The sequence below is a fragment of the Uliginosibacterium sediminicola genome (assembly GCF_039631295.1).
Taxonomy (GTDB): domain Bacteria; phylum Pseudomonadota; class Gammaproteobacteria; order Burkholderiales; family Rhodocyclaceae; genus Viridibacterium; species Viridibacterium sediminicola.
The window spans coordinates 85,441-100,089 of the sequence record NZ_JBDIVE010000004.1; the positions used below are offsets into that span (position 1 = coordinate 85,441).

At 63.8% G+C, this 14,649-nt stretch carries 12 protein-coding genes; all 12 read left to right on the forward strand.

The window, feature by feature from the left end:
* Positions 1-197: 197 nt before the first annotated feature.
* A complete protein-coding gene (locus ABDB84_RS09325; RefSeq protein WP_345919447.1) occupies positions 198-1,202 on the forward strand; it encodes an ABC transporter substrate-binding protein in 1,005 nt (334 codons plus the stop codon).
* A gap of 30 nt (positions 1,203-1,232) precedes the next feature.
* On the forward strand, positions 1,233-2,198 hold the full coding sequence (locus ABDB84_RS09330) for an ABC transporter permease (protein ID WP_345919448.1): 966 nt from the start codon (positions 1,233-1,235) through the stop codon (positions 2,196-2,198).
* A gap of 6 nt (positions 2,199-2,204) precedes the next feature.
* A complete protein-coding gene (locus tag ABDB84_RS09335) occupies positions 2,205-3,116 on the forward strand; it encodes an ABC transporter ATP-binding protein (protein ID WP_345919449.1) in 912 nt (303 codons plus the stop codon).
* A gap of 5 nt (positions 3,117-3,121) precedes the next feature.
* A complete protein-coding gene (locus ABDB84_RS09340) occupies positions 3,122-3,889 on the forward strand; it encodes a creatininase family protein (RefSeq protein ID WP_345919450.1) in 768 nt (255 codons plus the stop codon).
* Positions 3,890-3,919: 30 nt separating this feature from the next.
* A complete protein-coding gene (gene glnT, locus ABDB84_RS09345; protein ID WP_345919451.1) occupies positions 3,920-5,281 on the forward strand; it encodes a type III glutamate--ammonia ligase in 1,362 nt (453 codons plus the stop codon).
* A 171-nt stretch (positions 5,282-5,452) separates the two neighbouring features.
* Complete coding sequence (gene nikR / locus ABDB84_RS09350; RefSeq protein ID WP_345919452.1) at positions 5,453-5,941, forward strand: nickel-responsive transcriptional regulator NikR; 489 nt, start codon at positions 5,453-5,455, stop codon at positions 5,939-5,941.
* 18 nt (positions 5,942-5,959) lie between these two features.
* The gene (locus ABDB84_RS09355; protein WP_345919453.1) at positions 5,960-6,751 is read left to right on the forward strand and encodes an urea amidolyase associated protein UAAP1; all 792 of its coding nucleotides are present in this window, start codon (positions 5,960-5,962) and stop codon (positions 6,749-6,751) included.
* 11 nt (positions 6,752-6,762) lie between these two features.
* Complete coding sequence (locus ABDB84_RS09360; protein WP_345919454.1) at positions 6,763-7,428, forward strand: urea amidolyase associated protein UAAP2; 666 nt, start codon at positions 6,763-6,765, stop codon at positions 7,426-7,428.
* 88 nt (positions 7,429-7,516) lie between these two features.
* Positions 7,517-11,119 carry an urea carboxylase gene (gene uca / locus ABDB84_RS09365; RefSeq protein ID WP_345919455.1) on the forward strand — a complete coding sequence of 1,201 codons (3,603 nt, stop codon included), beginning with the start codon at positions 7,517-7,519 and terminating at the stop codon, positions 11,117-11,119.
* Positions 11,112-12,920 carry an allophanate hydrolase gene (gene atzF / locus ABDB84_RS09370; protein ID WP_345919456.1) on the forward strand — a complete coding sequence of 603 codons (1,809 nt, stop codon included), beginning with the start codon at positions 11,112-11,114 and terminating at the stop codon, positions 12,918-12,920. The genes uca and atzF overlap by 8 nt, the downstream gene beginning before the upstream one ends.
* A gap of 52 nt (positions 12,921-12,972) precedes the next feature.
* A complete protein-coding gene (locus ABDB84_RS09375; protein ID WP_345919457.1) occupies positions 12,973-13,782 on the forward strand; it encodes a TorF family putative porin in 810 nt (269 codons plus the stop codon).
* 155 nt (positions 13,783-13,937) lie between these two features.
* Entirely contained in the window at positions 13,938-14,501 is a 564-nt protein-coding gene (locus ABDB84_RS09380; protein WP_345919458.1) for a DOMON-like domain-containing protein, read from the forward strand.
* The last annotated feature ends 148 nt before the right edge of the window (positions 14,502-14,649 follow it).

Genomic DNA, 14,649 nt, shown 5'->3' on the forward strand with positions numbered 1-14,649 from the left:
CCAGATTCTGCACTGCGCTGGTGCTCTGGCGCCTCTCTCCAGATCTCGTTTTGACGCGCTTTGAAGCCTGATCCGGGGCTGGATCAGGCTTTGCTGGCCGCCAGGCGCGAAAAGCTGGCTACTGGCACCGTTCATGCTTTGTTTAGTATTACCAGACGACACGTTCGTAATACTAAAACCAGGTAAGGGCCCCCATCATGCTGACTCATAAACCCATTCTTGTTACGCTGAAGCGGGCCTTGGTGCGCCTGCTTGCTCCCGCGATTCTGGCTGCTGGCGCACTCAGTGCACAGGCCGCTGCACCGCTGAAAGTCGGCTACAGCGACTGGCCGGGCTGGGTCGCCTGGCAAGTCGCGCTCGACAAGGGCTGGTTCAAGGAAGCGGGCGTCGATGTCAAATTTGAATGGTTTGACTACTCGGCTTCTCTGGACGCTTTTGCAGCAGGCAAGCTGGACGTCGTCGGCGTCACCAATGGCGATGCGCTGGTAACCGGCTCCGGCGGCGGCAAGAGCCGTATCTTCCTGGTCACCGACTACTCGGCGGGCAATGACCAGATCATCGCCAAGCCGGGCATCAAATCGATCAAGGATCTGAAGGGCAAGAAGATCGCCGTCGAAGAAGGCCTGGTGGACCACCTGCTGGTGGTGACCGCGCTCAAGAAGGCCGGCTTGAAGGCCAGCGACGTCAAATTCGTCAATGCCAAGACCAATGAACTGCCGCAGGTCTTCACCGCGCCCGACATCGCTGCGATCGGCGTCTGGCAGCCCATCGCCAGCGAGGCGATCAAGGCGGTACCCGGTGCCAAGGCCATCTACACCTCAGCCGACGAACCGGGCCTGATCTACGACACCTTTGCGGCCCAGCCGGGCGTGGCCAAGGCGCGCAAGGAAGAGCTGAAGAAATTCATCAAGGTGTGGGACCGCGTGGTGGCCTACATCAAGGATCCGGCTACCCGCCCTGACGCGCTGAAAATCATGGCGGCACGCTCGGGCGTCTCGCCGCAGGAATACGAGGTCTTCGTGAACGGCACGCACCTGCTGAACTCCGAAGATGCCAAAAAGGTATTCACCAAGGGCCCGGGTCTGGATTCGCTCTACGGTTCGACCGAAAACGTGAACAAGTTCAACGTCGCCAACAAGGTCTATCCGAAGGCGGAAAACGTTGACGCGTATCTGGACCCCTCCTTCGCTCTCGGCAAGTAAGTTCCCACTCCGGATCAGGACGCAGCAACGATGAACGCTTTTCTAAAACGTTTTGGCCTCGGTACGGGTCTGCAGGGCAATCGCCATCTGATGTTGCTGGCGTCCTTCCTGCTGCCCATCCTGATCTGGGCCGCCGTCAGCTATCTGCCCTTCATCTGGCACCCCAAGGTGCTGGTGGAGGCGGCAGGCGGCGTTGATTACTTCCAGACCGGCATGCTCGTCGACAAGGCCGAGTTCGCCGATCAGGCAGCGCAGATGCGCGAGCAAGGCCTGGCGCTGCCGCAAGGCCGACCGGCCAACCCGATCTACCTGCCGGCACCGCATGAAGTGGCGCGCGCCTTCTACACCGCCTTCACCACGGCGCCCGAGCAGCGCGGCGCGCCCTGGCTGCACGAGAGCCTGTGGCACAGCATCCAGATCATCTTCTGGGGCTTCGTGCTGTCGTCCATCGTGGGCGTGCCGCTGGGCATTCTGGCCGGCACCTATGCCACGCTGGCGCGGCTCACCGAGCCCTTCATCGAGTTTTTCCGCTACCTGCCGGCACCGGCGTTCGGCGCGCTGGCGGTGGCCATCCTGGGCATTTACGATGGCCCCAAGATCGCCATCATCGTCATCGGCACCTTCTTCCAGCAGGTGCTGATCATCGCCAACACGACGCGCAAGCTCGATGCCACCATCATCGAAGCGGCGCGCACCCTGGGCACCCGTGGCGCACGCCTGATCACCCGCGTGGTGCTGCCGGGCATCCTGCCCGATCTGTATCGCGACCAGCGCATCCTGCTCGGCTGGGCCTGGACCTACCTGATCGTTGCCGAGCTGATCGGCACCAGCTCGGGCATCACCTTCTTCATCACGCAGCAGGCGCGTTACCAGCACTTCGATAACGTCTATGCCGCAATCATCATCATCGGCATCATCGGCTTCGGCAGCGATCTGCTGCTCGCCGCGCTGGGCCGCAAGCTGTTCCCCTGGGATCTGGCGCAGAAGCGAGGCTGAGAAAACATGAGCGACCATCAAACCAGCTACCTCGATCAGTCCGATGCCGTGCGCGAGCGCTTTGCGCGCATCCGCGAGCGCGATGTGATCCTGGAGGTGAAGAATCTTTACAAGCGCTACAAGTCAGCGCAAGGCGAGACCGAGGCACTGCGCAACATCAACTTCAAGATCCACCGCCGCGAGTTCGTCTGCGTGATCGGCGCTTCCGGTTGTGGCAAGTCCACCCTGATCCGCACCCTCGCCGGGCTGGAGAAGCAGAGCGCTGGTGAAGTGCTGCTCGATGGCAAGCCGGTGGATGGACCGGGGCGCGACCGTGGCATGGTGTTCCAGGGCTACTCGCTGTTTCCCTGGCTCACCGTCAAGCGCAATGTCATGTTCGGCCCGCAGATGAGCGGCCATGGATTTGACGCCGCCGAGCGCGACGCACGTCAATGGCTGGAGCTGGTCGGCCTCACCAAGTTCGCCGACAGCTATCCGCACCAGCTCTCCGGCGGCATGCGCCAGCGTGTGGCGATTGCGCGTGCGCTGGTGAACCAGCCGCGCATCCTGCTGATGGACGAACCCTTCGGCGCGCTCGACGCGCAAACGCGCAGCAAGATGCAAAGCCATTTGCTCGACATCTGGCGCAACATCGACATCACCATCCTGTTCATCACCCACGACCTCGACGAGGCGATCTACCTGGCCGACCGCATCCTGGTGCTCAAGCCGCATCCAGGCGAGGTGCTGGAATTCATCGAGGTGCCGGTGCCGCGCCCGCGTTCGGCAGCGCAGTTCTCCAGCCCCGAGTTCCTCGCCACCAAACGCCGTCTGGATGAGCTGATTCACCCGCCGGTGGCCGAGGACGAGCACGCCGCCGAGGCCAGCGAAAAGTCCAGCATCTACCGTCTCACCGACGTTGCGGACAACGTGGAGTAAGCGCCATGAAATGGGCTGACCTGACCTGGGAAGAACTCCCCGCCGTGCTCGCCGCCTGCGGTAACGCTGCACTGCTGCCGGTCGGTGCGACCGAACAGCACGGCCCGCACCTGGGCTGCGGTGTCGACAGCGTGATCGCCGAAGAGCTGTGCGCCAAGGTCTCTGATGACACTGGCGTGCCGATGCTGCCGGCGCTGGCCTATGGCTGCTCGCTGGGCCACAGCCGGCGCTGGCCCGGCACCATCGCGCTGACGCCGCCGCTGCTGATCGAGCTGGTGCGGCAGATTGGCGACTGGGCCTATCACAGTGGCGTGCGGCGGCTGTTCATCGTCAATGCGCATGTCACCAATGCTGCGCCCCTGCGTTGCGCGCTGGAGATGCTGCGCGCCGAACACGATGATCTGATGGTCGCCGTGATCAACACCGCCACGCTCAGCGAGCGGGTGCGCGAGTTCCACTTCGCCGATGCCGCCGACTGGCACGCCAACGACGCCGAAACCTCGATCATGCTGGCCATCGCGCCTGAAGGCGTGCGGCCCGACAAGCTCGCCGAAGCAGATGATCCGGATCGCACCTGCGGCTGCATCTTCGCCCATCCGGTCAATCGCACCAGCCTCAACGGCGTCACCGGCAAGCCCAGCATCGCCAGCCGCGACAAAGGCGAGGTCTGGTTCGACTGGCTGGTCGAAGACCTCGGCGCACTGGTGCGCAGCGGCTGCAGCGAGAGCCCGCCACTCGAACACTCCTACTTCCAGTCGCTCAGCCATCGCTGAGCATTCACAACAGAGCAAAGCAGAGAAACCATGAGCAGCCCCATCGATACACAGAAATTGCAGGCCGAACTCGAAAGCAAAGGCGTGAAGTATTGCATCGGCGCCTATGTGGACATCCACGGCGTGCCCAAGGCCAAGGTCGTACCCATCGCTCACTTGGGCCACATGGCCAAGGGTTCGGAGCGCTACACCGGCTACGCCCTCGACGGTCTGGGCCAGGCGCCCAACGAAGACGAGCTGACCTCGGTGCCCGATTTCTCGCGCCTGATCCAGCTGCCCTGGGAGCCCAAGATTGCCTGGATTCCCGCCGACAATCATTTCCAGGGCAAGCCCTATCCGCTCAATACCCGCGTGGCGCTGCAGATGCAGCTTGATGAAGCGGCCAAGCTCGGCTTCGGCATGAATCTCGGTATCGAGTGCGAAATCTTCCTGCTCAAGCAGGACGAGCAAGGCAAGCTCTCGGTGCCCGATCCCGAAGACAAGCTCGGCAAGTCCTGCTACGACGTGCGCGGCTTCACCAACAGCTTCGAGTGGCTGGACAAGATGGCCACCGCGATCAACGGTCTGGGCTGGGATCTCTATTCCTTCGACCATGAAGACGCCAATGGCCAGTTCGAGTTCGACTTCCAGTATGCGGATGCCATCACCACCTGTGATCGCCTGACCTTCTTCCGCTTCATGGCCAAGCACTACGCCCGCGAGCAAGGCCTGCTGGCGACCATGATGCCCAAGCCTTTCGCCGACAAGACCGGCAATGGCGCGCACTTCAACATGTCGTTGTACGATCTGGTCAGCGGCAACAACCTGTTCGCCTGCGATCCCAAGGACGACCCGCATGGCATCGGCCTCACCCAGCTGGGCTACCACTTCATCGCCGGCATCCTCAAGCACGGCCGTGCGCTGTGTGCGGTGTTCGCGCCGACGGTCAACAGCTACAAGCGCCTGGTGCGCCGTGGCGCGATGAGCTACTTCTCGTGGGCGCCGGTGTTCAATTCCTGGGGCTCGAACAACCGCACCAACTCGGTCCGCGTGCCCTCGGGCGGCGGTCGTTGCGAGTCGCGCAATGCCGATGGCGCCGTCAATCCCTACCTCGCGGCAGCGCTGGTACTGGCGGCGGGCCTCGAAGGCATTCGCGAAAAGCTCGACCCGGGCAAGCCCAACGAAGACAATCTCTACGAGATCAGCGACGCCGAACGTGCTGCACGCGGCATCGACTTCCTGCCGCAAACCCTGCAGGAAGCCGTTGCGGCCTTCGCCGCTGATCCGCTGGTCGAGCAAGTGCTGGGCAAGGGCTTGCGCGACGAGTTCATCCGCTACAAGAGCGAAGAGTGGGAGGCTTACCACCTGTCGGTGAGCAAGTGGGAAGTGGACCGTTACAGCTACATGTTCTGAGAGGCTGCTCATGATCCTACTGCGAGGCCGTGATCGGGGCTCATGCGCTGCTCGAAATCCTCATGTATCAACATACACTCCGGTTTCTGCGCTGCTCCACATTTGCCACCTGAGCCCGCTGACGCCCTCTCGCTACAGATCGTGAACAGCCTCTTACAACCGGACAAGGCAATGAACAAAAAAACCGCACCTGAAAAGAAGGTCGTGGAGGAGAAGGGCAATTCCCTGGTCAGCCGGATCAGTGTGTCCCTGCCGCCGCAGCTGCTTGAGGAGCTGGACCACATGGTCCAGAGCCGTGGCTATGACAGCCGCTCGCAAGCCATCGGCGACATGGTCAACTACCAGCTGGCCGAGCACAAACGCAAGCTCGGCAATGACGTGATGGTCGGCACCATCACCCTGCTCTACGACCGCACCACGCGCGGTCTGCAGAAGAAGATTGCCGACCTGCAGTACCAGCACATCGACGAAGTGATCAGCTCCCTGCACGTGCACCTGACGCACGACCAGCTGATGGAAGTGATCCTCGTGCAGGGCCCGGCCACGCTGCTGCAGGACATTGCCAATGAAATGATCGCCCTGCGTGGCGTGCAGACCGGCAAGCTGCAGCTGCTCGCAGCCGTCATCCCGCCGCTGCATCCGGCCAGCAGCGCGCGCTGAAACAAGGAAAGGACACGCATGACAACCACCTCCATGCCCGCCGCCCAAGCCGTGGACGCCTTCGAACACTGGCGCAGTTTCGCGCCCGATCTGGCAGACCGCGACGTGCTGTTCTCCGAGATCATTCCCGGCGGCGCACACTGGTCCTGGCGCCTGCCGCGCGGCACCACGCTGCGCCTGACGGCCATCGAGGCCGGCGCCAACCTCAGCGTGGTGCTCTACTCCGCGCTGGAAAAGCTCGAACGCTACAACATGCCCGATTCGCTCAAGGCGCAGCACACCGCGCACTACACACGCGGCCACGTGCTGATGAGCGACATGGGCCGCGCGATGGGCTCGATCACCGCTGACTCGCTGGGCTGGCACGACCCGCTGGGCCTGCTGCTCGATAACGCACGGATGAGCGAGAAATACGGCGAGCGGCGTTACCAGGAAGCGCGCAACAGCATGCACCGCGCCGGCAAGGAAGGCCTGCTGATCGAGATCGGCAAGTACGGCCTCGCCGCGCGCGACTTGATCGCGCCGGTCAATTTCTTCACCAAGCTGGTGGTTGATGAGGAAGGGCGCTTCGTCTTCGACAGCGCGCATTGCCCGGCCGGTGCCCATGTCGATCTGCGTCTGGACATGGATGTGATTCTCGCCCTCAGCAGCGCGCCGCATCCGCTCGACCCGGCGCCCGACTATGCGCCGAAGAAAGTCGGTGTGGCGCTGTGGCGCTCCGGTGTCGCCGCCAAAGATGATTTCTGCCGCCAGTTCCGCCCCGAGAACGCGCGCGCCCTGCACAACAGCGACATGCTCTACCTGGCCTGAGGAGAAGACCGATGACTACGACCAGCCAAGCCGCCGCGATCCGCATCCGCGAAAGCGCACTGCAGCCCGAGAACGCCGTCTTCAACCGCGTACAGCCAGCCGGCGAGCCCTGCCTGTGGGAGATCCGCAAGGGCCAGACCCTGCGCATCGTCGACCTCGAAGGCAACCAGGCCGCCGACGTGATTTTCTACAACCGTCACGACACCGACGAGCACTACAGCGCCACCGAAACCATGCTGCGCCAGGGTGGTATCTACCTCACCACGGGCAGCGTGCTGTATTCCAGCGAAGGGCGGCCGATGCTGACCATCGTTGCCGACACCTGCGGCCGTCACGATACCCTGGGCGGCGCCTGCGCGGCCGAGAGCAATACCGTGCGCTACGCGCTGTCCAAGAAGTTCATGCACAGCTGCCGCGACAATTATCTGCACGCGATCCAGAATTCCGATTCGGGTCTCAGCAAGGCCGACCTTGTACCCAATATCAATTTCTTCATGAATGTGCCGGTGACGGCTGAAGGCGAACTCACCTTTGCCGATGGCGTCTCGGGTCCCGGCAAATACGTCGAGATGCGCGCCGAGATGGACCTGTGGGGCCTCTTGTCGAACTGCCCGCAGCTCAACAACCCCTGCAACGCCTACAACCCGACCCCGGTGCAGCTCCTGATCTGGGACTGACACGCAGGTCCACTCATCGGCCGTCCGGGACGACCCGGCCGGCCTGAAGACTCCGCGGGACGACCCGCAGCTTTTGCGAGAGTTCAGCATGTTCAGCAAAGTTCTCATTGCCAACCGTGGCGCCATCGCCTGCCGGGTGATCCGCACGCTGCGCCGTCTCGGCATCGCCTCGGTGGCGGTGTATTCCGAGGCAGACGCCGATTCGCTGCACGTCAGTCTTGCCGACGAAGCGATCTGCATCGGCCCGGCGCCGGCTGCCGAGAGCTACCTCAAGGCCGACAAGATTCTCGCTGCGGCCCAAGCCACCGGCGCCCAAGGTATTCATCCGGGCTATGGCTTCCTGTCCGAAAACCCGGATTTTTCCGACGCCTGCGAAGCTGCCGGCATTGCCTTCATCGGTCCCAGCAAGGCGCAGATGCTGGCCTTCGGCCTCAAGCACACGGCACGCGAACTGGCCGAAAAAGCCGGTGTGCCGCTGCTGCCCGGCAGCGGCCTGCTTGACGATGCCGAGCATTCGCGGCGCGAAGCCGCCCGCATCGGCTACCCGGTGATGCTCAAGAGCACCGCCGGCGGTGGCGGCATCGGCATGCGCCTGATCTGGTCCGAAGCCGAGCTGGCTGAAGCCTGGGCCTCCGTGGATCGCCTGGCGCGCGCCAACTTCAAGGAAGCGGGCATCTACCTCGAAAAGTACGTCGAAGCCGCACGTCATATCGAGGTGCAGATCTTTGGCGACGGCCTGGGCCGCGTGTTGGCGCTCGGCGAGCGCGACTGCTCGGTGCAGCGCCGCAACCAGAAGGTGATCGAAGAGACACCGGCACCCGGCCTCAGCGCCGCGCAGCGCCAAAGCCTCGCCGACACGGCGGTGCGCCTGATGGAGTCGGTGGCTTATCGCTCGGCCGGCACCGTTGAATTCGTGATGGACGCCAGCAGCGGCGCCTTCTACTTCCTCGAAGTGAATACGCGCTTGCAGGTCGAACACGGCGTCACCGAAGAGGTGACGGGCGTTGATCTGGTCGAATGGATGGTGCTGCTCGCCTCCGGCGACTTCAGCCTGCCGGCGGCCGCGCCGGCACCGCGTGGTGCCTCGATACAGGTGCGCCTGTATGCCGAAGACCCGGCCAAGAACTTCCAGCCTTCCTCGGGCCTGCTCAGCGAAGTGAGCTTCCCGGCCGGCGTGCGCGTCGAGACCGCGGTGGCCACCGGTTCCGAGGTGCCGCCGTACTACGACCCGATGGTCGCCAAGATCATCGTGCATGCCGAAACGCGCGAAGCGGCGACCGACAAGCTGATCGCTGCGCTGGACGCTACCCGCGTCTATGGCATCGAAACCAATCGCGCCTATCTGCGCCAGATTCTCGACGGCGAAGTGTTCCGCGCCGGCCGCCAGACCACGCGCTATCTCAACAGTTTCGATTACCGCCCGACCACGGTCGACGTGCTCGAAGCCGGTGTGCAGACCACGGTGCAGGACTGGCCCGGCCGCGTCGGCTACTGGGATGTCGGCGTGCCGCCCTCGGGCCCGATGGACGATGTGTCGCTGCGCGCCGCCAATCGCCTGGTCGGCAATCCGCAAGGCGCGGCGGCGCTCGAATGCACGATGAGCGGGCCGAGCCTGCGCTTCAATTGCGACGCCGTAATCGCCCTCACCGGCGCGCTCACTGCGACGACCCTCGATGACATGCCAATTGCATTCTGGCAAGCGCATGCGGTCAAGGCCGGCAGCGTGCTGAAGATCGGCGCCGTGCTCGACGCGGGCTGCCGCACCTATCTGGCGATTGCTGGCGGCCTCGATGTGCCGGATTACCTGGGCAGCAAGTCGACCTTCACGCTTGGCCAGTTCGGCGGCCATGCCGGTCGCACGCTGCGCCTCGGTGATGTGCTGCACATCAGGCCGAGCAGTACCGTGCCAGCCGTTGCCGCGTTGCCGCCGCCGACTTACGGCCACCACTGGGAAGTGGCGGTGCTCTACGGCCCGCATGGCGCGCCGGACTTTTTCACCGATCCCGACATCGCCAGCTTCTTCGCCACCGACTGGGAGATCCACTACAACTCCAGCCGCACCGGCGTGCGCCTCAACGGCCCCAAGCCGCAGTGGGCACGAACTGATGGTGGCGAAGCCGGCCTGCATCCTTCAAACATTCACGACAATGCCTATGCCATCGGCGCCATCGACTTCACCGGCGACATGCCGGTGATCCTCGGCCCGGATGGCCCCAGCCTCGGCGGCTTCGTCTGCCCGGCGGTGGTGATCCAGGCCGATCTGTGGAAGCTCGGCCAGCTGCGCCCCGGTGACACCCTGCGCTTCGTGCCGGTCAGCGCTGCCACCGCCGCGCAGCGCTTGCAAGCCATGGATGCCGCCCTGCGCGCTGGCAGCAGTCTCGATCTGAAGATCACGGCTGAGCCACAGACGCTGACCACACCTGTGCTCTCTGAATTGCCTGCTGCCGGCGAGCGGCCGCGCGTGGTCTATCGCCAGGCGGGCGACGCCTACCTGCTGATCGAATACGGCCCGCTGGTGCTCGACATCGAACTGCGCTTCCGCGTGCAGGCGCTGATGAACTGGCTGCAGCAACATCCGCAGCCGGGCATCATCGACCTCACGCCGGGCATCCGCTCGTTGCAGCTGCATTTCGATGCGCGCAGCACCGATCGCGCCGCCCTGCTCGCCGCGCTGATCGCCGCCGAAGATGAGCTGCCCTCGGTCGATCACATGGAAGTGCCCAGCCGCACGGTGTATCTGCCGCTGTCCTGGGACGATCCGGCGACCCAGTTGGCGATTGAAAAGTACATGCAGTCGGTGCGCAAGGACGCGCCCTGGTGCCCGTCGAATATCGAGTTCATCCGCCGCATCAATGGCCTCGACTCGATCGATGACGTCTACAAGACGGTGTTCGAGGCCAGTTATCTGGTGCTCGGCCTCGGCGATGTCTATCTCGGCGCGCCGGTCGCCACACCGATGGACCCGCGCCATCGCCTGGTCACCACCAAGTACAACCCGGCGCGCACCTGGACGCCCGAGAATGCCGTCGGCATCGGCGGTGCCTACATGTGCGTGTATGGCATGGAAGGGCCCGGCGGCTACCAGTTCGTCGGCCGCACCGTGCAGATGTGGAACCGCTGGCGGCAGACCAAAGAGTTCAGCAAGCCCTGGCTGCTGCGTTTCTTCGACCAGGTGCGTTTCGTGCCGGTCAGCGAGGCGGAGCTGCTGCAGCTGCGTCGTGACTTTGTCGCCGGCCGCGCTGCGCTGCGCATTGAAGAAGGCAGGTTCCGGCTCGCCGATTACCGCCGCTTCCTGGCTGACAACGCCGAAGGCATCACGGCCTTCAAGACGCGCCAACAAGCCGCTTTCGAGGCCGAGCGCGAGCGCTGGAAAGCGGCCGGACAAGCCGAGTACATCAGCGAGGCCGACATCCTTGCCGCTGCAGGTGATGGCGTGGTGGACCTGCCGCCCGGCGCTCGCCTGATCGCCAGCCACGTGCCCGGCAATATCTGGAAATTGATGGTGGAAGCTGGTCAGCAGGTCAAGGCTGGCGATGTATTGGTGATTGTGGAGTCAATGAAAATGGAATTTTCGATTACGGCGCCGGCCGACGGCGAGGTACTGCAAGTGCTCTGCCGCGAAGCCACACCGGTGTTCGCCGGGCAGGATCTGCTGGTGCTGCAAACGACGGAGGCATCGGCTCATGTCTGATCTGCACCTGCTACCCGCCAGCCTCGACCTCGTCTCACTCGCTGCGGCCTATCGCCAGGGGCTCAAGCCCAGCCGCCTGTTTGCCCATCTGCATGCGCTGGCTGCTGCCGATGATCACCACGCCTGGATCAGCCTGATGCCGCTGGAGCGCCTGCTGTCCATGGCCGAGCTGCTGGAGTCGCAAGACCCGGCCAGCTTGCCGCTGTATGGCGTGCCTTTCGCGGTGAAAGACAATATCGATCTGGCCGATCTGCCGACCACCGCAGCTTGTCCTGACTTTGCCTACCAGCCCGCACGCAGCGCGACCGTGGTCGAGAAGCTCATCGCCGCCGGCGCGATTCCGCTGGGCAAGACCAATCTGGACCAGTTCGCCACCGGCCTCAATGGCACGCGCTCGCCGTATGGCGCATGCCGCAACGCTATCGCGCCGGACTACATCTCCGGCGGCTCCAGTGCCGGCTCGGCGGTGTCAGTCGCCTTGGGCCAGGTCAGCTTTTCGCTGGGCACCGACACCGCCGGTTCCGGCCGCGTGCCGGCTGCCTTCAATAATCTGGTCGGCCTCAAGCCGAGCTGCGGTGCGCTGTCCAATCGCGGCGTGCTGCCGGCTTGCCGCTCGCTCGATTCGGTGTCGATCTTTGCGCTGAGCGCCAGCGATGCGGCAGCGGTGTTCGCCGTGGCACAGGGCGTCGATGCGGAAGATCCGTACAGCCGCCCGCTGCGTGCCAGCGAACAGCGCTTTGTCGCCGGGCGCAGCTTCCGCTTCGGCGTGCCGCGCGCGGATCAGCTGGCCTTCTTTGGCGATAGCGAAAATCCTGGCTTGTTTGCCGCTGCCGTGGCAAAGCTGCAAGCGCTCGGCGGCACGCCGGTCGAACTCGATTTCGCACCCTTCCTGGAGACCGCCAATCTGCTCTACGGTGGCCCCTGGGTGGCCGAGCGTTACCACGCGATCCGCGACTTCATCGAGCGCCAGCCTGAATCGGTGTTCCCGGTGACGCGCGAGATCACTCTGGCCGGCGGCAAGGCCACGGCGGTGGAGCTGTTCGATGCGCTGTACCGCCTCAAGGCGCTCAAGGTGCGTTGCGATGCGGTGTGGCAGAGCGTCGATGTGGTCATCACGCCGACCGCGGGCTATCACCCGACGATTGCCGCGGTGCATGCTGACCCGATCCGCATCAATACCCAGCTGGGTTACTACACCAATTTCATGAACCTGCTCGACTATGCGGCGATTGCCGTGCCGGCGAGCTGGCGCAGCGATGGCCTGCCCTTTGGCGTGACCTTCTTCGCGCCTGCGCATCAGGACTCATTCTTGCTAGAGCTGGCAGCCCATTGGCAGCAAAGCATCGGTCTCAGTGCAGGAGCGCTCGGGCATGTGCCGGCACAGGGCGCCCAGCCGCGCCTGGTGACGGAAGAGATGATCAAGGTCGCGGTATGCGGTGCGCATCTCAGTGGCCTGCCCCTGAACTGGCAGCTCACCAGTCGCGGTGCGCACCTCCTTGGTGCCGTGCGCTCGGCGCCCGAGTACCGTTTCTATGCGCTGGCCGGCGGCCCGCCGCAGCGGCCGGGCATGGTGCGTGTGGAGCAAGGCGGCGCCAGCATCGCGATGGAAGTGTGGGCGCTGCCGGCGCGCCACTTCGGCAGCTTCGTCGCGGGCATTCCTGCACCGCTGGGCATTGGCAAGGTCAGTCTTGAAGACGGTAGTGAAGTCTGCGGTTTCGTCTGCGAAGGCATCGCCACCGCGAATGCCGAAGACATTACTGAATATGGCGGCTGGCGAGCCTGGCTCGCGCAGTCAAAATGAGTTTCTGGAGTTGTCGCAGTATCCTTTTCGTAAGCCATCAGGGAGAAAATCCATGCAACAAAAAGCCGTCCTTATCGCCATCCTCGCCGCGCTGTCGGCACCGGCCTTTGCTGACGATGCACCGGCCAGCAGCTTCAGCGCCAATGTCGGTGTGGTCTCCGACTACATCATGCGCGGCATCAGCCAGAGCCAGCACAACCCGGCCCTGCAAGGCGGTATCGATTACGCTCACGCCAGCGGTGTGTACGTCGGCACCTGGGCGTCGACCGTGAACTGGGTCAATCGCTCCGACTATGTGTATCAGAAGGACAACAAGGTCGAAATCGACCTCTATGCCGGTTACCGCAGCACCTTGGGTGATTTCTCCTACGACCTCGGCGTGGTGCGCTACTACTACCCGGGCGACTTCAACAAGGCGCCCTCCAACAAGACGCAGAACACGGTGACCGCCAACACCACCGAAGCCTATGTCTCGGTGGGCTGGAACATCCTCACCCTGAAGTACAACCGCGCCATTTCGCCGAACTTCGTCGGCTGGGGCGACACCACGCCCGCCACGCGTTCGCGCGGCAGTGACTACATCGACCTCACCGCCACCTACCCGCTCAACGAGACGATCAACCTGATCGGCCATATCGGTCACCAGAACGTCAAGAACAACAGCTACGCCAACTACAACGACTGGAAGATCGGCATCACCAAGGACACCGGTTATGGCGTCGTGGGTCTGGCCTATACCGACACCAATGCGCGCTACAAGGATGGTCTGGTGAACAACGCCGACTATGACTCGGCCTACAACTGGACGCGCAAGAATGTGGCCGAAGGCGTGTTTACGCTGTCCTACCTGAAGACTTTCTAAGTCGCAGCGGGCACGCCCGCGTCACGGTAAAAAGGCGCGCAAAGGGCCGCAGCGAAGCTCGTTCAGGGGCTCCGCTGCGGTGCTTTGTTTTGCGGCGCCACGTCGCGGTGCCGAGCCGCTAAAGTACGCACTTGCCCACTGTTTGCCCCAAGTCCGTGTTCAATCCCGTTTCCGCAGATTCCTCCGCGCTGGTCCCGCTCAGCGCGCATCCGGCAGCGCCCTGCAGCGAGAAGCTGCAACTGGCCGCGCAAGCTGCGCGGCTAGCTGATGGCAGCCTGCAGCTCCACTTCGAGCTTGCTGGAGCGCTGGAACGCCTCAAGCTGCCACCCTGGCAGGACACCGCCGGCTTTGCCGACGGGCTGTGGCAGCACAGCTGCTTTGAAGTCTTCGTTGGCCTCAGCGACGCGCCGCGCTACCACGAATTCAACTTCGCCCCTTCCGGCCACTGGGCGGCCTATGCCTTCAGCGCCGAGCGGCAGCGCGATCCGCACTGGTCGCCGGCCTTGGCGCCGCAGTGTGCGGTGCGCCGTAGTGCGCAGCAGCTGAGCCTTAGCGCGCAGATTCCCGCTGCGCTGCTGCCGGCGCCGGCCAGCGCGTGGCAGATCGGTCTCACTGCGGTCATCGAAACCGCCAGTGGCGCACTCAGCTACTGGGCGCTCAAGCACGTCGCTGCGCAGCCGGATTTCCACCAGGCGGCCAGCTTCATCCTGCCGCGCTAAGCCTTTTCCGGCCGAGTTGCCATGCTTTGTTACCCCAATGAACTTATTGGCGATGATCTTGATATAGTCCAAGGCAGGCGCTGCAAACTCGTGTGAATTTGGAGGCAGCGGGTGATTGCAGGCCTGCACCTACAAAAACACGAGGATG